Source organism: Marinobacter alexandrii (assembly GCA_039984955.1).
GTDB lineage: Bacteria > Bacteroidota > Bacteroidia > Cytophagales > Cyclobacteriaceae > Ekhidna.
Genome location: JBDWTN010000007.1, coordinates 2,281,955 through 2,300,808, shown reverse-complemented (window position 1 = coordinate 2,300,808; position 18,854 = coordinate 2,281,955). Strand labels below are relative to the sequence as shown.

General features: G+C 37.2%; 17 protein-coding genes. 3 read left to right on the top strand and 14 right to left on the bottom strand.

Going from position 1 to position 18,854, the window contains the following annotated elements:
* Positions 1–6 precede the first annotated feature (6 nt).
* The 8 genes from ABJQ32_16590 to ABJQ32_16555 all read right to left on the bottom strand — a co-directional run bounded on the left by ABJQ32_16590 (position 7) and on the right by ABJQ32_16555 (position 10,802).
* A complete protein-coding gene (locus ABJQ32_16590) occupies positions 7–2,670 on the bottom strand; it encodes an ABC transporter permease (protein MEP5291275.1) in 2,664 nt (887 codons plus the stop codon).
* A gap of 3 nt (positions 2,671–2,673) precedes the next feature.
* On the bottom strand, positions 2,674–3,012 hold the full coding sequence (locus ABJQ32_16585; protein ID MEP5291274.1) for a PadR family transcriptional regulator: 339 nt from the start codon (positions 3,010–3,012) through the stop codon (positions 2,674–2,676).
* A 206-nt stretch (positions 3,013–3,218) separates the two neighbouring features.
* The gene (locus ABJQ32_16580; protein MEP5291273.1) at positions 3,219–4,427 is read right to left on the bottom strand and encodes a carboxypeptidase-like regulatory domain-containing protein; all 1,209 of its coding nucleotides are present in this window, start codon (positions 4,425–4,427) and stop codon (positions 3,219–3,221) included.
* Between the two features lie 2 nt (positions 4,428–4,429).
* Complete coding sequence (locus tag ABJQ32_16575; protein ID MEP5291272.1) at positions 4,430–5,728, bottom strand: carboxypeptidase-like regulatory domain-containing protein; 1,299 nt, start codon at positions 5,726–5,728, stop codon at positions 4,430–4,432.
* Between the two features lie 2 nt (positions 5,729–5,730).
* Positions 5,731–6,972, bottom strand: a complete 1,242-nt coding sequence (locus ABJQ32_16570; protein ID MEP5291271.1) for a carboxypeptidase-like regulatory domain-containing protein — start codon at positions 6,970–6,972, stop codon at positions 5,731–5,733.
* 48 nt (positions 6,973–7,020) lie between these two features.
* On the bottom strand, positions 7,021–9,576 hold the full coding sequence (locus ABJQ32_16565; protein MEP5291270.1) for an ABC transporter permease: 2,556 nt from the start codon (positions 9,574–9,576) through the stop codon (positions 7,021–7,023).
* Between the two features lie 3 nt (positions 9,577–9,579).
* Positions 9,580–9,936: a helix-turn-helix transcriptional regulator gene (locus ABJQ32_16560; GenBank protein ID MEP5291269.1), complete on the bottom strand. Its 357-nt coding sequence runs from the start codon at positions 9,934–9,936 to the stop codon at positions 9,580–9,582.
* 470 nt (positions 9,937–10,406) lie between these two features.
* On the bottom strand, positions 10,407–10,802 hold the full coding sequence (locus ABJQ32_16555) for a hypothetical protein (GenBank protein MEP5291268.1): 396 nt from the start codon (positions 10,800–10,802) through the stop codon (positions 10,407–10,409).
* 181 nt (positions 10,803–10,983) lie between these two features.
* On the opposite strand from ABJQ32_16555, the gene ABJQ32_16550 reads away from it, so the two are divergent.
* Together ABJQ32_16550 and ABJQ32_16545 are read left to right on the top strand one after the other, a co-directional pair.
* Positions 10,984–11,307: a helix-turn-helix transcriptional regulator gene (locus tag ABJQ32_16550; protein ID MEP5291267.1), complete on the top strand. Its 324-nt coding sequence runs from the start codon at positions 10,984–10,986 to the stop codon at positions 11,305–11,307.
* On the top strand, positions 11,307–13,871 hold the full coding sequence (locus tag ABJQ32_16545; protein ID MEP5291266.1) for an FtsX-like permease family protein: 2,565 nt from the start codon (positions 11,307–11,309) through the stop codon (positions 13,869–13,871). The genes ABJQ32_16550 and ABJQ32_16545 overlap by 1 nt, the downstream gene beginning before the upstream one ends.
* Before the next feature lie 143 nt (positions 13,872–14,014).
* On the opposite strand, the gene ABJQ32_16540 is transcribed toward ABJQ32_16545, so the two are convergent.
* The 5 genes from ABJQ32_16540 to ABJQ32_16520 form a co-directional block, all read right to left on the bottom strand.
* A complete protein-coding gene (locus ABJQ32_16540) occupies positions 14,015–14,473 on the bottom strand; it encodes a hypothetical protein (GenBank protein MEP5291265.1) in 459 nt (152 codons plus the stop codon).
* Positions 14,474–14,591: 118 nt separating this feature from the next.
* Positions 14,592–15,221, bottom strand: coding sequence for a hypothetical protein (locus ABJQ32_16535; GenBank protein MEP5291264.1), 630 nt, complete (start codon positions 15,219–15,221; stop codon positions 14,592–14,594).
* 64 nt (positions 15,222–15,285) lie between these two features.
* Entirely contained in the window at positions 15,286–15,831 is a 546-nt protein-coding gene (locus tag ABJQ32_16530) for a Crp/Fnr family transcriptional regulator (GenBank protein MEP5291263.1), read from the bottom strand.
* Positions 15,832–15,848: 17 nt separating this feature from the next.
* Positions 15,849–16,436, bottom strand: coding sequence for a DUF1287 domain-containing protein (locus ABJQ32_16525; protein MEP5291262.1), 588 nt, complete (start codon positions 16,434–16,436; stop codon positions 15,849–15,851).
* 58 nt (positions 16,437–16,494) lie between these two features.
* A complete protein-coding gene (locus ABJQ32_16520) occupies positions 16,495–17,229 on the bottom strand; it encodes an ATP-binding protein (protein ID MEP5291261.1) in 735 nt (244 codons plus the stop codon).
* A 74-nt stretch (positions 17,230–17,303) separates the two neighbouring features.
* Here ABJQ32_16520 and ABJQ32_16515 point away from each other — a divergent pair, with 74 nt between their 5' ends.
* Positions 17,304–17,819 carry a hypothetical protein gene (locus ABJQ32_16515; protein MEP5291260.1) on the top strand — a complete coding sequence of 172 codons (516 nt, stop codon included), beginning with the start codon at positions 17,304–17,306 and terminating at the stop codon, positions 17,817–17,819.
* Between the two features lie 157 nt (positions 17,820–17,976).
* Here the strand turns inward: ABJQ32_16515 and ABJQ32_16510 are convergent, their stop codons facing one another.
* On the bottom strand, positions 17,977–18,729 hold the full coding sequence (locus tag ABJQ32_16510) for a ferritin-like domain-containing protein (GenBank protein MEP5291259.1): 753 nt from the start codon (positions 18,727–18,729) through the stop codon (positions 17,977–17,979).
* Positions 18,730–18,854: the final 125 nt, after the last annotated feature.

Genomic DNA, 18,854 nt, shown 5'->3' with positions numbered 1-18,854 from the left:
TTTTTTTTATTCTTGTCTCAATGAATCGACTGGATTGCTTGTTGCCGCTTTGATAGTCTGGAAGCTAATTGTTAACCCCACAACAAGTATTAATGCAAATGTTGGCACGAGGTAGATCCAAAGACTGACCTCAATACGATCAGCGAAATTTTGAAGCCAATATTCGCTAGCAAAATAGGCAAGGGGCCATCCGATGAAGATTGCAAAACCGATAAGGATAAGTGTTTCCCTCGAGAGTAACCTTATCAGAGTTCCTGAACCTGCTCCCAATATCTTTCTTAGCCCTATTTCCTTTGTTCTTACTGATGTAGTAAACGTGATCAAACCGATCAAGCCTAGGCATGCTATCAAAATGGAAAGCGACGCAAATACCACTAATACTCTTCCAGTGTTAGTTTCAGTCTTATATAAATTTTCATAATCTTCATCAAAAAAGAAATATTCGAAGGGCTTGCTATCCGCATATTCGTACCAGGCATCTTCTATGAATGAAATAGTCTCTCTAATATTTTGATTGCTAGCGATTTTCAGGCTTATATATCCCGCACTTCTTTCATCTAACTCAAGTGACATTGGCCCGATTGACTTATGAAGTGATTCAGTGTTATAATCTTTTACTACTCCAATAACTGTTAGAGGTCTTCCTTTCTTGAAAGCAGATTTCATCGGTTTCCCAATTGGATCTTCAAAACCAAAAGATTTTGCTGCCGATTCATTAATAACTATAGCATTGGAGTCCGCGCCAAATTTTTTTTCAAAAAATCTTCCGGAAACTAACTCTAAACCGATCACATCCAGGTAATCATAATTCACCTGATTATTTAAAAAGAGGAAAACTTCTTGTTCATCTTTTTTTCTATACGACCGCATTTCAAATCGTTTTCCTGGTAGAGTCAAAGAATTGGAAACTCCTAATACAGCTGATTGGGAGAGCAACGCTTCTTTGAATGTATCAATATTATCTCCTAACCAATCCGGTCGCTCAATCACCAACACCTGCTCCTTCTCAAAACCTAAACTCTTACTGAGCATGAATTTGACCTGCTCATAGGTGATTGTCGTTCCTATGATGATTACAATGGCAACACCAAATTGTGCTGTTACGAGCATATTCCTTAACCATCCAGACTTCATTCCCGAACGCATTTTCCCTTTGAGCACTTCTACAGGCCTAAATGAAGAGAGAATCAAAGCGGGATAGAAGCCAGCTAAAAGACCGACTATCAATGCCAATCCAATCAATATGGAGGCATATACCAAATGATCCGTCAATTTGAAAGCAAGATTTTTTCCAATAAGATCAATAAAGTAGGGAGTAGTAACTGCAACGATAAGCGCCGCTACTATGGTGGCAAAAAAGGCAATAAATATAGATTCAAGAACAAATTGAGATATTAGATGGCCCTTTGAAGAGCCAATGACTTTTCTTATCCCGACTTCTTTTGCTCTTGTTGAGGAATACGCAGTAGCTAGGTTAACAAAGTTGAAAATCGCCATAAGCAATATCAAAACCCCGATCAAAGAATAGATATATATATAAGAAATATTACCTGGGGGTTCGAGCTCACCAGCGGTGAAAGAGGACTTCAAATGAATATCTTTTATAGGAGTTAGCTCATAACCTATGATGTTTCCAACCTCCCATTCTTCGATGCTCATCCCTGTATAATATTCTATTTCAGGAGCCATGAACTTATAGAAGAGTTCCTTCATTTCAATTTCAAGCGCATCTACTTTAGTTTCTTCATTTAAAACCGCATAGGTGTACTGCGTCCCTCCAATCCATCTGTTGGAATTCCAAGCATCATTGGAAGAAATAGATCCTAGCATATTGAACTTAATGTGTGAATTCGCTGGGGCATCTTCAATGACACCTGTTACCTTATAAGACGTTTCATCTGTCCCCACCAAAAGCTCTTTTCCAACAGGGTTTTCTTTTCCAAAATATTTTTTTGCATACGATTTGGTAAGCACGATCGACCTGGGCTCCTTCAATGCTTTATTCAGGTCACCTTTCAAAAGCTTAAAATCAAATACTCCTAGAAATCTATCGTCTACAAATAAGACTCCTTCCTCATTAGCTACATTCTTCAATTTGCCAATTAATATCGACCCTGGATTATAGATTCTAGTAGATTCAATTATTTGCGGATATTCTTGCAAAAGGGTATTTGCAAGCGGCATAGAAGATCTTGCATCATGGTTTTTCTCTCCCCTTATTGTAGCTGGAGAAGTTACCATGTAAATGTTTTTGTAGTTGGCATGAAAGCGATCGTAGCTCAGCTCATTAGCTACAAATAGACTTATAAATATGAAGCCAGAAAGCCCAATGGAAAGTCCGAGAACGTTTATCGCAAAGTAGGTTTTATGCTTTATTAGGTTTCTCAATGCAACCGAGTAAAAGCTTTTCAACAAAGAAGAATAAATAACTGACTTGATGGTTGGTTTTCGTTGCTGATTCCAAAATTCTTCCTCTGCAACCTTCGGAACGTCTCCAAACTCCTTGACTGCTTGATTAAATGCATCTTTTCTGTCAATTCCTTCCGCTATTAGATCCTCAATATGATCACGGAGATGAAGCTCCATCTCATGAATCGCTCCTTCGTCAAAAGCTTGTTGCTTTCTAAAGGATTTTAACCATTTCCCTATCTCTTTTTCCAGATTAAACATTCATTAGGTAGTTGAAGGATTTACATCCCAAAGTGAGTTTAGCAATGCATTTACTTGTTTCCACTGTGCTTGCTCAGTGATAAGCTCTTCTTTACCAAGTTCTGTGATTTCATAATATTTTCTTGGTCTGGTGCCCCCATCCATCGTCCAATTAGATTTGATGAGACCTTCTTTTTCCAATCGATGAAGTACAGGATATAGCATCCCATCAGAGTATTCCATTTTACCTCCCGATAGCTCCTTGATCTTCTTGATGATCAAATAGCCATAACTATTTCCTTGTTTAAGGATTCCTAGAATGATTGGTTTTGTCGATGCAGCAGTTAAATTTTTAGAAATCATTAGTTAAGATTTATACTTTGTCATACAAGCATTCTATATACATAGAATACCAAAGTATAACGAAAGATTAAATCATAGGTTTCGTTAAAAATCAAAATCGCTTCATAAAACGAGCGTCTTTTTGAAAAAATAAACGAGGCATAAACAGAATCTGAACCTACTAAAAGAGGTCTAGTAAAAGAAATACATGATTATATATTGCTATTTCACCAGCTAGTCTTCTCCAAGCCTCTGATTAGTTGTTCATCTCTAGGATGCATTTTAAGGATGTTATAATGCTTCCAAAACTCAGGATCATATGTGGTTTCTTGCTTCTCTAGCATTTCATCTGGGTCCATAATGTTATTCTTTGCTGGTTTTTCTCCAGGAGAAAAGTCAATATTGGTGACCATGTACTCTTGAAGTAAGTCAGACGTAAAGAGAAGGCTGTCCGAATTGAAATCAAATGCGTGAAGGACAGTTCTAAAGCTGTGATACTTCGGGTAGTAAAGACCATCAATTAGCTGAAAGTCCAGAATTTCTTTTGCGCTTCGCTGCTGATATTTAATCGTATCTCCAAGTGTCCATTCATTTTCAGCTACATCATCTTCCCATTCAAAATTCATTTCGATTTTAGGGACAGCATAAGTTGAAACATCGACATAGATATAAAACGTCCAATCTTCTACTGCTTTGATTCGATACATCAGGCGATCATTAATGATTTTGTAACCATCTAATTCGCGCTTATACTTTCTCTTTTTATCTAATACACGTGATTGATATCGCACATCATTAAGCCGCAAAAGTTCTTTCATAATATTGATCCGCTTGAATGCATGCGTTTGATAAGAAGTAGCAAAGCTCTTCCTCACCTGGTTTAGAGTAACTTTTTCTTTTAGCACATCTCCGTTTACTACTTTTGAATATCTCTTATCGTACACCGATACTGCAGCCTCAAACAAGCCCACACACTTATCATTTTCAATTTTATAGTCTCGATAAAAAGCCTCGAATTCAAAAGGAGTTGTCGGGTAATTATGCTTAATGTTTCGTCGTACCAAGTCAAGAATATCTTCGACAGTCAATTGCTTGTCGGTAACCACTACTTCATCAAGCATTACCGCTTTACTCACGAGCTTGATTGATAGATTTTTTTTGTCTGCTAAAGTTTGGAGTAAATATTTTTCCGAGGCATATCCCATCATCGATATCACTAAGGAGTCACTCTGTAATTCCGTTGAAAAAGTGAATTCAAAATATCCTTCTTCGTTAGCAACTACTCCTATAGGTTTTTCAAGAATGCTTATGGTCGAAAACGCCAATGGCTCATTCGTTTCAGCATCTATTATTTTACCAGAGATGGTGATAAACTGTTGTGAATAGCCTAAACCAACAGACATTATCATAACTAAAATGCAGAAAAATCTAGCCATCCTCATTTTTTTGATTTTGTCTTTTTAAACCGAAACTGTTCTTCCAATGACTTCTCCCGCTCCAATCCCTGTATTTGCTTTTGCGTTAGTGGTACCAGCTTAACATTCTGCTTGTTGCTCCAAAAAGCAGGATTATACTTTTGGGTCTGTAGCATGAGGTCTTTCCCTCGGAGTGCCTTTCCTCCAGTCGGCCGTTTTACGTTTTCTAACTGAACATCTGTGGTAACAAAGGTCATGTGAAAGGCTAAATCCAGGTAAACTCGATCCTGCTTTTTGTTGTAAATGTCAAAAGGATATATCTGGCTAATGTATTTTGGATACATTTTTCCTCGGTATTCACCATACTCTCTTACAATCTTCCATCCTTTTTGTCTGTAGTAAAGAGAGTCACCAGGGTAGGGAGGTTCGATGGCTACAAAAGTTTCATTTATAGGAATCTCTGTATGAACAATTTTATGAATCGCATATGTTTCACTATCCACATAGAAAAGTGTTTCTAGTGTATAGGAAAGATTCACATAGCTCGAGTCATTGCCCGGCGTTACTTTTTGTTCTTCAAGACGGATCACGAACAGGTAGCTTCCATCTGAGTGAATAATGTCTTTAAGTTCGTAGTGACTTGCTGAGGAAGGTTTCAGAGATACCGCGTAGTATTTATACCAATTATTTTCCAATGTAAAGTGAAGGAAATTGAACCTGTTCAGCACTGGAGTGAGGAGTTCATTGATCTTGTTTTCAGAAGCCCGCATGTCTTTTATAAAAAAACTCCGACGCTCCTTTTTATTCCCCTCTTTATTCATCTTTATTCCAGGGTCATAAACCTCAACGGCACTTTCCACTAGATAGGAGGATTGATCATTTTGATTTCTTATGTCTCTGAAAAAGCCTTTTATAACGAATGGGTCTGTTGAATAATTTTCAGGCATGCGTTCAAACACTTTTTGCATAATTTGATCAGCGGTCAGGTTATTAACCTCTACTTCGGCTAATTGCACCACACTTTCCTCAAGTTGAATCACGTTTTTTTCTTCGAGCATGCTCGAAACAGAAGCCCGGTAGGTTTCATAGCCTAGGTACCGAACAAAAAGCGTATCAGCGGCATTTTCCTTGGGTATTGAAAAACTAAACTCTCCATCTAGATTAGTAATAGTCCCCTGCTGATCCTTCTTTAGTCCAATTGTAGCAAAGCTTAGAGTCTCTTGGGATTTTTTATCAATCACTTTCCCGGAAATGGTGAGAAACTCTTGGGATTCAGCTGATAGCCAAAGTAAAATGAACATCGCGCAAAGAATTCTTTTCATAGTTACTTATCAGTTCTTTTAAATTGAGTTTCTAATGGAGTACTTATTTCCAGATCTTGAATGATTTGAGGGGTAATTGGAAAATCTTGAATCAATTGATAATTCTCCCAAAAAAGGGCATTGTAAGGAGTGTGTTTTGGGTCTTTTTTGGGATGTGGAATCATTAACCGATCACGAGCTGGTTTTTCAAAATTTTTGAATTTGACTTGATCAAACATCGTTTCGAATCGAAATCCCCAATCGCAAAACTCCTCAGCCGTTTTTCTGTTAGTCAAGTTTCCTTCAATGAGCCAATCCATGTATTTGGCATAATATCGATCTTCGACTTTTTCAAATTGAATGACCTTAGAAATTTGAGTGACTTGAAAATTGGAAGAATCAGTAGAGGTCCCTTTGTTGAGGATCGGGTTCCAATCCTCGTCTTCTGGTGTGGCCATGATCATATTGACCTTGATTAATGCATAATCTTCAGCATTGATATACATGGTGTGATTTTCGTATTTAGAGTGGTTTGTTTTGATGATATAGATCAATTGATCATCAACATAGGTGTAGCCATCAATGACATAATTCTTATTGGCAGTCTTAAGGGAATAGGATCTAAATAAGACATCATTTATGTGCCTCATGGCAATGAATGGGTTTCGATTACCACGCAATACAACACTTTGATAGTTTGCCACTTGTTCACTTTGTCTGGACTCGTTGATATATATTTTCTCTGGACTTTTTTTGTGATAGCCTTGTCCGTACAATTCAAAGTCAGCTTCATATAGTTTCACATACTTCCCGCATTCTCTCATGTGAGATCGGGTAAATCCTTCTAATAGGTAAGGAGAAATTGGGTAGTTATCGGCTATGCTTTCGATCACTTTTTCCACTATTTCTAAGGCTGTCAATTTGTGAGCGTTTACTTCTACTTCTGATAAAGAAATAATATTATCTTCCAATGCTATTATTAGAGAAGAGTCGTTTTCCATTTTGCTCAATGGATTGGTATAAGGATTATAACCTAGCATCGAAACCAAGAGTGTGTCTTTTGCATGATCCCTTGGAATTCGCAATTCAAATTCTCCCAAAAAGTTGGAAACAACTCCTATTGAAGTGCCTAAAATGCTAATGGTTGAAAAGGACAGTGGCTCATTTGTTTCAGCACTCACTATTTTACCTGAAAGGGTGAAGTGCTCTTGGGTATAGCCAACTAATGAAAGCAAAATGAAGATTGTACAAAGAATTCTTTTCATAGCTACTTACCCGTTCTTATTTCCAAATCTTATAATCCAGGATTTCGATTACTCATACTTCAAAGAGTCAACTGTATTGGATCGATAGGACTTCAATGCCTGAATGTAAATCACTCCACAAGCGATAAATACAACAACTACTGCCGTCAAAACAAAGTACAGTGGATTAAGAGAAATCCGAAGTGGGTACTCAGCTAGCCAGTTGCTTAACCCAACCCAAACAATAGGTGCAGAAAGTGCAATAGCTATCACAAGTATCTTGACAAATTCTTTTGAGAACAAGGTGAACAAGTCGACTTGACGGGCACCATTTATCTTTCGAATACCCAATTCCTTTTCCCTTGCTTTTCCTAGCATGAGCAGAATAGCATACATGCCTAGAATGGATAAGGTAATGACCAATCCAGCAATAATTCCCAATACGTTTAACGTTGTTTGTTCTTGTTCGAATTGCAACACATAGTCAGATTTCAAAAAAGAAAAATTAAACGGCAGGGCCGGCAAATGCTTATGCCAGACTATCTCCATTCTAGAAATAGCCGACTTCAAATCAATGGTTGAGCTCAATTTGGCCATTGCGAATGCTCCTCTAGGAGAATAGTTGAGAATAAGTGGTTTTATCAATTCGTGAGGAGAATTGAAATAAAAGTTATCGACTACTCCAACGATTGGCGCATTATGCCCATATACATTGAGTTTCTTGTCCAATGCGGAATATGGATCCCATCCCAAATGATCAACAAATGCTTTGTTTACTACGAATGCTTGATAGGGTTGATGTTTTTTTTCATTGAAGAACTCACCGGTTAACACTTCTACCTGGAGTGTCTTGGCATATTGATCATCCACTCCCAATTCTTCAAAGAGCTTGGTCTGCTCTAATTCATGAATGTAATATTCTTCTACCCAGGCATCCATTCCAGGAATGGAATTACTTTCAATTTGAGAGATAGACTGAACAAAGTCTAGCTTGGATAATTCCTGCTTAAGAACGTCTATTTTGCTTTGCTCCATGTAATCCGGAAACTGAAAGTTGATTGTTTGGTCAGGGTTGAAACCTAATGGCTGATTTTGAATATGGGCAGTTTGAAGATAAATCACCAATGTCCCAAGAATCATAGCAAAAGAAAGCGCAAACTGCACGCCTATCAATCCTTTTCTGAAAGGTGCTTTGATTGTTTTAGCTTCAAACAATTGTGAGTGAGATCTCCTGGTCGTAATGATCAAAGCATAGACTGCTGATAAAACAATTGCTCCAACGAAGCTGATTAGAATATATACTATAGTAATCGCAGAAATGGGAATACTAAAGAATGAAAAGTTGGTGTAATGAATTACTAAACCACTAGTCAGGTAAGTCATTAATACACCAAGCGATAAGGCCAGGCTTAGATACATGAATGCTTCGGTACAAAACTCAAGTAGCAGTTGCTTCTTTGATGCTCCAACGACCATTTGGACGTTTACACTTCGAATGCGTTGGAGTAATTGTGTTGCGTACAAGTTGATGTAATTGACTGACGCAATAAGTAAAATGATCCAGCCGACTAGTTGGAAAAGTAAAATGCGCTGCTTATCCATTTTAGGAGTATCGTAGAGCTTTGGTTTACTGAAATGAACTTCAGTGATGTTTTCAAAAGAATAGGTTAAAGAAATCCCCTGATCTGTATAGTGATCATTGTAGTCTGTTATTATTTCTCCAAAATCTGACGCTAGTTCCTTGCCAGAGGTTTCCGGGTGTAGCAATACATAAACGAACATCCACTCCTCCATGAAAGAATAATCGAATGGAATTAACAAATCAAATTTCAAATCACTATTTGCCGGAATATCCTCCACTAATCCAGTTACTTGATAGGATTCTTGATCAATTTTTATGGCTTTTCCGACTATTTGTTCCGTATCATTAAAATACTTCTTTGCAATACTTCTGGTCAAGACGACAGAGTTAGGATTGAACAGTGCCGTATTTGGGTTGCCTTCTATCCACTTATAGCTGAAGACTTCAGAAAATTCGGGATCAGAAAAGAATACTTCTCTCTCTTTGAAGTGTTTCTCTCCAGTATTAACAACTACGGCTTCTTCTACTTTTAAAAGCCTAACGATCTGTTCAACGCCAGGAAATTCGTCGGCGATATCTCTTAAATAAGCATGAGACCAAGCAGTTACATCTTGTAGGTCAGGAGAAGTTACCGTAGTTACTACACGATAAATTCGATCTTTCTTTTCATGGAATTGATCAAAGTTGTAATGGAAATTGGCATAATCAGAAATGTAGAAAAAAGCACTAATGGCTATGCCTAGACCTACAATCTTTAATGTATTGATAAAGGGGTATTTCTTTAGGTATCTGAAAGACCGATTCAATTGATTTCGGAAATTGAAATGGTAAGACTCGCTTAACCAAGTTCCTCGCTTGCGTTGTTTAGAAAAGGGGTTGAAAAGCTTAAGTGTATCAAAGGCGAACAGAACGTTTGCTTTAAATTTTGAAGATGCGGCACGCTCAATGTATACTTCGTAAAAATCACCCTGAATATCTTCCATTTCTGATTGAGCACAGTACCATTGAAGTATTCTATCAAAAAGTTTCGGTGGTTTTGACATAACTTATTTATTATCAGGTGTCCACCTAACCGAAAATGCTCCCTGCGGAATAGCTTCCCAGAGTTGCTGGCGCTTAGCCATCAAGTCACTGACTTCTTGTTGCCCATAGGTAGTGACAGAATAAAAACGTTTTCTTTTGCCTCCCCTCGTTTTAGTAGCTTCACCTAGCTTGGAAGAAACATACTCTTTTTCCTCTAACCTATTGAGAGCCGCATGTAGTGCTCCCATACTTACACTACGATTCGTCATTTCCTCAATCTTATTCTTTACAGATATTCCATAGGCTTCATTAGCTAGTATACCTACTGCCAATAGAACCATCTCTTCAAATTCTCCTAAGTATTTTCCTTTTGAACCCATAGTGATTATTTCTATCCAAATGTATATAATATATTTTATATACAAATAGAAAAATATGATATGATAGCTCCTCGGGTGAAAAGTGATTTGCCAAATTTCCTTCAAGGCTGTTTCAATGGTAACTCCAGGGGTATCTAGAAGAGGCTTATTTTGAAAATGAGAAATTTATCTGAGGAAGAAAAGAAAGATATATTTCAAGGAGGTGCTAAAAATGATTCGGCCATCGATCATCCGATCAGCAAACATGATGAGACTACCTGAAAACATCTATCTGATCCATAAAATTGAATCTATTCTATGTCTTCGCTAACATTTTTAGATTGGCTCTTTAAGTTTAATGACGCACTCTGAAGGAAGACTTTGATGAAGATTGTTTTTGATGTACTCCTAACTCTACATCACAGGTCAGAAAAAAATGAGCAAAGGATAACCCAGTCAGATTTACAGCCTGACTAGGTTAAAAAAATCTTCTACTTACTGCCCGTAAAGACAATGAGAGATGAAACTGTTTGTGATATGGAAAGGTCTCCTTCGTCATCTATAACTACTGTAGTAGTGGCATTACTATTCGTATAAGTAAATACTGTATTATCACTATTTGCAATAAAGGTTACTCCCTCAATAGAAGACACATCATCACTAAAATCCACTCGATAGGTTTTACAGCTTGTTTCAACCAAAGTAGCTGTGCCATTTTGATTAAATACCTCTGTTCCGTTCAAAGTTAATAGTCCCGTATAAGTCCCTAGACTTGCCCCAGAAATCTCTGTAAGTTCTGGTGAGCAGTCGCTTGCTTCATCATCGGAACAAGAAATGAAAGCAATGAATGTTATCAAAATGAATAGTCTCTTAAAAATCTTCGTCATGTTAGATATTATTAAAATAATTAAATTAATTCTCAATATTACCATATTTTTTTGACAAAACTTATCACAATTAGGTCTTCATTTGTGAAACAAATAGTATTCAACTACGTTTGGTCTTCAAAAAAGAAACAAATAAGCGTGACGCTTAACCCATTCAACTGATTGATTAAAGTAGTACAATATGAAAGGCACTAACCTGGGAGAATTTCAAGAGATCGTTTTACTATCCATCCTCATACTAGATGAGCAAGCGTACGGTCTCAAAATTCAAAAAGAAATCAGTGAAAGATTAAAGCGAACACTTAGTCGCGGAGCATTACACACTGCATTGTCAAGGCTTGAGGAGAAAGGATTTTTGGAATCTCATGTTGGTGGAGCTACCGCTGAAAGAGGTGGAAGAAGAAAGCGTTTCTACACCTTAACATCTAGTGGAAAATCCGCATTGAAACAAGCCAAAGAACTTCGTGAAGAAATGTGGAGTCTTGCCCCAAAATTCAGCATCTGATGAAAAGGGATTTGCCAAAATTTCCTTCGACGCTATTTCAGTGGTTTTGTGATCCAGTCTCTTTTGAAGAACTCCAAGGGGATCTAGAAGAGGCTTACTTCGAAAATATAGATGTTTTGGGAGAGAAGAAAGCCAGAAGTATATATGTCAAAGAGGTGTTGAAAATGATTCGCCCATCCGTCATCCGATCAATTAATCTAATTCCCGCAAATATGATGAGACTACCTAAAAACTACCTGAAAACATCTATCAGATCCATAAAATTGAATCCATTTTATGTCTTTGCCAATATTTTCGGATTAGCTCTTGCTATATCCCTTTGCACCATTGGGTACTTCAATTACCGATTCAACACATCCTTTAATTCCTATTATAAAGAAGCAAAGAACGTCTATAAGGTCAACGGATCCAGAACAGGCGAGTCCACACTTGGTTCAAGTTCGGTAGCACTCGCTCCAATACTACGAGAATCTGGAATTGATGCGTTCAGATACACAGCAGGAAATGTAGCCATAAGAGAAAAAGATTTCCTTTTCTCAACACGAGTAGCTTACGTAGATGAATCCTTCCTTCAAAAGCTATCTTTAAAAAGCTTAAATGATCGTTCTGTTAGTTTACCTGGCATCAATGAGGTAGCTATATCGGAAAAATTAGCAATGAAGCTGTTCAATGAACCTTATCCGGTTGGAGAATTTGTAAAAATGGCTTTTGATGGTCAAAGAGAAGAATCATTTCTCATCAAAGATGTATTCGAGGAACCTCCAACAAATACGAGCTTTAGTCAATCCATCATCACGTCTTTTAATAACCTGTTGAACAACTATAACATCGATAATAATAACTGGAGACGAAGCATTAATGGAACCTTTATATATGCTGAGAAAGATCAACTGGACTTAGTCAAAAGAGAGTTATCCGTTTTGAAAGAAATTCGAAATGAAAATAACCCTGAATTATTAATCACTGATTATGAACTTGCTGATTTGCATTCATGGCCTTCATTTGAGAATTACTTATACCGAGGAGAATTTAGGCATCACCTACATTCATCTTCCGTCATAGGAATCGCAAGTGCAGCCATTTCAATTTTATTGATGGCTTGTTTCAATTTTATCAACACAAGCATAGCATTATCAGGAAAAAGATTGAAGGAAATCGCTGTTCGTAAAGTAATGGGAGGAAACAAGAAGAGCACAATTACTCAATTCATTATTGAGAATACGTTCATGATTTCTATCGCTGTAATTCTCTCCATTGGAATTTCCACATTATTGATTCCAAAATACAATGCACTTTTCGAACGTGAGCTGATACAAATGGACCAAATCCCTATTTCAACACTTATTCAATTTGCATTAATTCTCATTCTGATAGTAACCATTCTCTCAGCTGCTTATCCTTCCTTTTATGTCTCTCGATTTTCAGCATTAAAAATATTTAAAGATAAAATCACTCTTTCAGGGAAAAATGGATTGATGGTGGGGTTACTCACTTTCCAGTTTGCCTTGTGTTTTTATAATGTGTTTGGTGTCTTTCTAAACGTTGATAACGCCCATTACCAAAACACATTAGATCTTGGATACGATTCCGATCAGGTTGTAAACATTCAACTTAATCGACCGGAACAATATCAGGTTCTTGCTGACCATTTAAATCAAGAACCCAACATACAGCATTTAGCAGGATCGCGTCATCTCGTTGGTTTTTCAATTGAACATCAATCTGTAGATCAAGAAGGGCTGGATGTCCCAATATCTATGATTCGTGTTGGACAGAATTATACTGAAGTGATAGGCTTAAGATTGAATAAAGGCTCATTTTTTACCGAACTAGGCGATAACTCGGATAAGATCATCATCAACTCTATGTTGGAAAGGCAGTTTGGAAAGGACTTACTGAACGAAACATTGGTTGTTGGAGGTGAGCGATTGGTGGTCATCGGCGTAGTGGATGATTTCAACATGCGAAACATCATGATGGATAATAAAATCACTCCGGCAGTAATCAGGTATGCTGCCCAAGAGAACTACAATTATGCTGTTGCGAAACTTTCCGGAAGCTCTGAACGCATCAATAAAGAAATGGAGTTGATCTGGTATAAGGTCTTCCCTCAAGAATTGTATGCTGGCTTTTTGCAAAGTGATATACGTCAAAGTTCCCGAGGTACAAATGGTGTATTCATTAAAATAAATTGCTTTATGGCCATCATATCCATTCTTATTTCTATCCTTGGATTATATACATTAATCTCACTGAAAGTGCAGAAGAGAAGCAAAGAATTTGGTATTCGAAAAGTGCTGGGTGCTTCCAGAAATACCATCATCCATTTGCTTGGAAAAGACTTGTACTGGATACTCGGGATAGCTGCATGTGTGGGATTGACTGCTAGTCCTATCATATTAAATATGGTATTCGATATTATTTACGCCTATCATGTTTCTCCAGGTCCCGATCACTTTATTCTCGCAACCATCGTTGTGTTAGCCATCGTTGTACTAACCATAGGGTATAAGGTATACCAGACAGGAAAAATCAATCCTGCGGAACAGTTGAGGTCTGAATGAACAACTGATCTACTTTTTTCCATAGGATCTCATAGTCTTAACCTTTTTTGTCAGGATCATTTAATGATTTTTTGATGCTGATCTAAGGCTACATCTATCCTTATGCATACTACCTTGTCTTTGGAGTTGTGATGAATAATAGATTAAAATAGCCCTCCGATAAATCCCGCGATCCCTCCAGCGACAGCACCAACCGCTGCTCCTGCCGGGCCTCCAATCAAAAAACCTACTCCAGCGCCAACAGCCGCTCCTGAAAGAGTTCCTGCAGCTACACCAGCTATTTTGCTATCTGTTTTTTCCTCTACGTAATCAGCAACAAAGTATCCAGTTATTCCACCTGCTAACCCCGCTGCTGCTCCTGCCGCCCCAAGAGTCACACCAGATGTGTAGATTCCGGCTTCAGCTTCTGCAAGTGCGATGCTTCCTTCTACACTTAATCCTACACCTTCTGCGGTCAAGGTAGTATGTTCGGCTATAATTAACCCATTGGCAACTTCAAATGCTGCCTGACCATTAATTATTCCAACTGCGTGACCTCCATAGCCACCTGCCACAAAGCCACATCCTCCTGATATAACTGGGCCAATTTGTACATCATCCATAGTTTAAACTTTTTTTCACTATCATGACTAATAACTCCTCAGAGTTTCCCTCTATCTATCAAAAAATCTTACATAAGTGGATTATTTCTTGAGGGTCAAAACTTTTAAATATGAAAAGCTATTTTTTCAAGAGACATAATCCAGCCGCAACTACCCAAGCAACCCATCCGAAGATGAAAAGTCGAAAACCATGAAGGTCAACAAAAACAAATCCTAGTGTAAGAAAAAGAACCGCCAATAATGAAATGGAAATGCCAAACCACCCAAGCCAGACAGCTAGTTTTTTAGTTCTCACAATGGAAATCGACCACAATAATGTGGAGATACAAACCGCGCCTATAAATATGAAATCAAATGCATGATTGAAACTCCGAATGAAAACAAAAATTGGGGCAAGTGACTTCAAAGTTTCTTTAGAAGCTTCCTCATAAGATTTCACAAAATCCATAAGTATGATTCCATTGGTAGCAGCAGCGATCATTACAGCGATCAACCCAAAAAACATGATCGAAAAGCCAACTTTAGATAAAAATGATTCTGAGCTTAACCTAGCAGTGAGTCCCCAAAATCCATAGGCTACAAATGGAACAGATATTATAGCAATGCTATGAGAAACCATCCCGATAGTGACTATGCTCAATAAGTGATTAAAGTCTCCTCCTACAGGGTGTAAAACCATGGTAGCTATCATGAGTATAGACCCAATAATTAATGCTAAACCTGATCCTTTTTGTTCTTTTAATTCCATTTGTTTTTTTGAACAAACTTAGATTCGAGTGCTTGAAAGAGCACTTGATCGAAATCAAGAAATACTACAGGATTTTTCTTCTGACTCTGCTAAGCGTCTCGGGAGTCATTCCCAAATAAGAGGCAATATATTTCAAAGGGAATTTTTGAATAATTACTGGGTTTTGATCCAGCAGTTTGAGGTATTTCTCTTCAGGTGATTTACCATCAAATGATCTGTCGACCTCCAAAATTTTACCTAAAGCGAAAAAAGATGGATACCTCCCTATTAGTTCATGTAAGTGGTGAACATTTATGGTCAGGATCTCACTATCCTCAAATGCTTCAATTTTACATTTCGAAGGTTTTTGTCCTGTAAAACTTGAATGATCGAGTACCCAACTGTTTTCGGCAAAAAGATTAATGATTACCTCATCCAATTCGCTATTTCGGTAAAACTGCTTAAAACTGCCTTGTTTGAGAAATGAAATCTCCATGCAGGTTTCTCCTTTATCAAGAATTGATTCTCCTTTGGCAATTTCTCTTTTATCCAGCTGTGAATGAAAGAGTTCCAATTCTTCCGCTGTAAAAGAGCCATAGCTCTGCATTGATTTGGTGATTGCATCATTCATTCAATCAAGATTGCATTCTACTTCTTGTAAGAATAGTGTCCAATAATTTTAAAATCGAAAAGCACATCTTCCATTACTTGACCATTCCCAATGTTATGAACAATCATATTCCTTTCACCATCCTTCGATTTATGTATTACTACAATTCCTATGTGGGTAATTGCACCTCCTAAATTCCAGCATACGATATCGCCAACTTCATATTCCTTCGGATCATTCGATAGAGACTTTTCTGTTCCATGCCGTGAGAAAAATGTCATAAGGTTAGGTACTCTTCGATGATCAATATTCTTATCTGGCTTGGACAGTCCCCATATTTTCGGGTAAAGACTAAAATTGGCTCTCATATCCTCATGAACTTCTTTCTGAAGATCAATATCAAGCTTTCTATAGGCCCTAATTATGACATCTGTGCAAACTCCCTTACCCTTAGGCACATCTCCATTTGGATAACCAATAGAAAAATAAGAAGGATCGTAAACTACTTGTTGATTCGTTAACTCAATAGCAGAAGATGATAATCGCTGCTGAAAGGGCTCTTGACAATAGCTCCATCCGCAAGTGAAAAGACACGATACAATTAGAAGTTTTCTGATGAAAATCATGCGATAATTTTTATCAAAACGTACAGGAGTTTTCGATATTTTGAGAATAATAATGCCATTAGCCCGCCCAGCCTTCTCGATCAAGGCTCCTGTACTGAATGGCTTCTGCTAAGTGCTCAATGGCAATTGAATCAGTGCCTGCCAGGTCAGCAATTGTCCTAGATACTCTCAGAATTCTATCATAAGCACGAGCCGAAAGACCCAATCGCTCCATGGCTGTTTTAAGCAATGTTTTGCCAGCTTCATTTATTTGGCAAACTTCTTTCACCATATTAGAACTCATCATGGCGTTGTTGAAAACACCCGATTGATCCTTAAATCTTTCCTCCTGAATTTCTCGAGCCTTAATAACACGATCTCTTATAACCTTGCTAGATTCGGTCTTTCGATTTTCAGTCATTTGATCAAAAGACACGGGGGTAACTTCTACATGTAGATCAATTCGATCAAGCAGTGGTCCGCTTATTTTATTTAAATATCGCTGCACAACGCCTGGTGCACATACACATTCCTTTTCAGGATGGTTATAATATCCACAGGGACAAGGGTTCATGCTAGCGATCAGCATGAAATTGGATGGATAATCCAGTGAAATCCTGGCTCGTGAGATGGTAACTTTTCGCTCTTCCAAGGGTTGTCTCATTACCTCTAATACGGATCTTTGAAACTCGGGAAGCTCATCCAAAAACAGCACACCATTATTTGCTAGCGATATTTCTCCTGGTTGTGGAATACCTCCACCGCCTGTTAAAAACCAAAGCCTTTGAGACTTTAACCAAAGAAAATGAGACACAAGCTTTTTTCTAAAGATACATTATATTGATTTTTCTATTCTTTTAAGACATGATACTACAACCAATTATGACTATGAAATCGATGATTACCGCTTTTACAATTCTAACTGTTTTATCCTCGTGTTCGTCATCAAAAAAATACACAGATATCAATGCTATCGGATCTCAAAATACAAGTTATGTTTTTACTTTATCCAGATCGAGTGATGATGTTAGGATAGTAAAAAAAGGCCCTAGTGTCAGTGCAACAAGAGATCCATCAAACAGAGAAGTTTTTGAAAATTCGATAAATCAAATTGCCAAGGATAATAACATTAAAATTGAATTTTCAAATGCTGCGATAAATTTTCATGATGATCAAGTTCAGGTAAAAAGCGAAATAATTTCAGCAAAATGGATCTTTACAGCAACTTCAGCTACTATGCTCACAGAAATGAAATATACTGTTAATGACAAGAATTATCTAATAACAGGAATGTTTAAAAATTGGTCTGGAGGAGAAAAAGCTAAAATTTTATTTAAATCTATTACAGATGCTAATTATAAAATGCTAGAACAGCTAGCTAAAAATAATAACACCATACAGTAAAGTGGATTAATCTGATCTTGTTGTAGTGCAAAATTTAGTAAAAGGGTCAATTGATAAATCATCTTTAAACTGAAAGCAATGAATTAGTTAGATAAGCAAAAAGTCTCATGGAAGTCTTTGATTCTTGAGATTCCTTGCATTGAGGTAATAGTGCTTCTTAACTAGTAATAGCTGCTACTTTATATGCTGCTTTTTTAGATTTTGAGTGACAGAATTTTAAGCTATTGAAGAACTTATAATACATCTGGCGCATAAACTCTTTTTTATTTACTCCTCCAGCTTTAAGAGCTCTATTATGTCCAAACCAAATGGCGTGAATAGTAGCAAAAAATAACAAACCGTAAAATCCAACACTAAATGCTTTATTGTAAAACCCCTTGCTATTGAAGATTTTGTAGAGTCGCTCATTTTGAAATTTTATATGATGTGATTCATCAATTAGGATGTCTTTACATATCGCTTTTAAAAGTTGGCAATTCGTTGCATCATGTAATGCTTGGTAGAACACTTGAGCAGCGCTTTCAACAATGATTACAGTAATAGTCCAAAGCTCCATGCTTGTATTAAAGTATCTAACTTTCCTAAAAAGTGTATCGCCCCAATCTTTATTAGCACGTTTTTCTCCTATTTGGTCAATATAGCTTCCAAGATTACTCCCATGTTTCTGTTCCTCTTTTATAAAGAGTTTAACAGCATCAAGATAAGTAGGATCATCTGTTTTCTTCGCATGTTTTGCTGCAGCAGCTAGTAAATGAGTTCCATCACTAGTTTCGCCTAACTGCCATGCCTTCAGAGAATAGAGAATTTTATTTTTTTCACCTTGCGTGATACTCAATGGTAGATTCCAGTCTACTCTTTTTTTCGTTAAGTTGTTTTGAAAGTGATTTTTCCAGAAAGTTGATGAGTGCATAATATCCGTTTTTCTTGAATTTAACGGATGCTAATATTTCTTGATTTCTATTTAACATTAATTAGCAAAACGGTCAGTTGATGAATCACATTTCAACCTGAAATCAAGAAAGTCATTGAAATTGG

What these genes read in the sequence shown, in the direction of transcription:
- ABJQ32_16555 (MEP5291268.1), bottom strand. Translation starts at nt 10,802, where the DNA reads ATGACGAAGATTTTTAAGAGACTATTCATTTTGATAACATTCATTGCT.
- ABJQ32_16590 (MEP5291275.1), bottom strand. Translation starts at nt 2,670, where the DNA reads ATGTTTAATCTGGAAAAAGAGATAGGGAAATGGTTAAAATCCTTTAGA.
- ABJQ32_16515 (MEP5291260.1), top strand. Translation starts at nt 17,304, where the DNA reads ATGAAATCGATGATTACCGCTTTTACAATTCTAACTGTTTTATCCTCG.
- ABJQ32_16575 (MEP5291272.1), bottom strand. Translation starts at nt 5,728, where the DNA reads ATGAAAAGAATTCTTTGCGCGATGTTCATTTTACTTTGGCTATCAGCT.
- ABJQ32_16535 (MEP5291264.1), bottom strand. Translation starts at nt 15,221, where the DNA reads ATGGAATTAAAAGAACAAAAAGGATCAGGTTTAGCATTAATTATTGGG.
- ABJQ32_16525 (MEP5291262.1), bottom strand. Translation starts at nt 16,436, where the DNA reads ATGATTTTCATCAGAAAACTTCTAATTGTATCGTGTCTTTTCACTTGC.
- ABJQ32_16560 (MEP5291269.1), bottom strand. Translation starts at nt 9,936, where the DNA reads ATGGGTTCAAAAGGAAAATACTTAGGAGAATTTGAAGAGATGGTTCTA.
- ABJQ32_16580 (MEP5291273.1), bottom strand. Translation starts at nt 4,427, where the DNA reads ATGGCTAGATTTTTCTGCATTTTAGTTATGATAATGTCTGTTGGTTTA.
- ABJQ32_16545 (MEP5291266.1), top strand. Translation starts at nt 11,307, where the DNA reads ATGAAAAGGGATTTGCCAAAATTTCCTTCGACGCTATTTCAGTGGTTT.
- ABJQ32_16570 (MEP5291271.1), bottom strand. Translation starts at nt 6,972, where the DNA reads ATGAAAAGAATTCTTTGTACAATCTTCATTTTGCTTTCATTAGTTGGC.
- ABJQ32_16540 (MEP5291265.1), bottom strand. Translation starts at nt 14,473, where the DNA reads ATGGATGATGTACAAATTGGCCCAGTTATATCAGGAGGATGTGGCTTT.
- ABJQ32_16550 (MEP5291267.1), top strand. Translation starts at nt 10,984, where the DNA reads ATGAAAGGCACTAACCTGGGAGAATTTCAAGAGATCGTTTTACTATCC.
- ABJQ32_16510 (MEP5291259.1), bottom strand. Translation starts at nt 18,729, where the DNA reads ATGCACTCATCAACTTTCTGGAAAAATCACTTTCAAAACAACTTAACG.
- ABJQ32_16585 (MEP5291274.1), bottom strand. Translation starts at nt 3,012, where the DNA reads ATGATTTCTAAAAATTTAACTGCTGCATCGACAAAACCAATCATTCTA.
- ABJQ32_16530 (MEP5291263.1), bottom strand. Translation starts at nt 15,831, where the DNA reads ATGAATGATGCAATCACCAAATCAATGCAGAGCTATGGCTCTTTTACA.
- ABJQ32_16565 (MEP5291270.1), bottom strand. Translation starts at nt 9,576, where the DNA reads ATGTCAAAACCACCGAAACTTTTTGATAGAATACTTCAATGGTACTGT.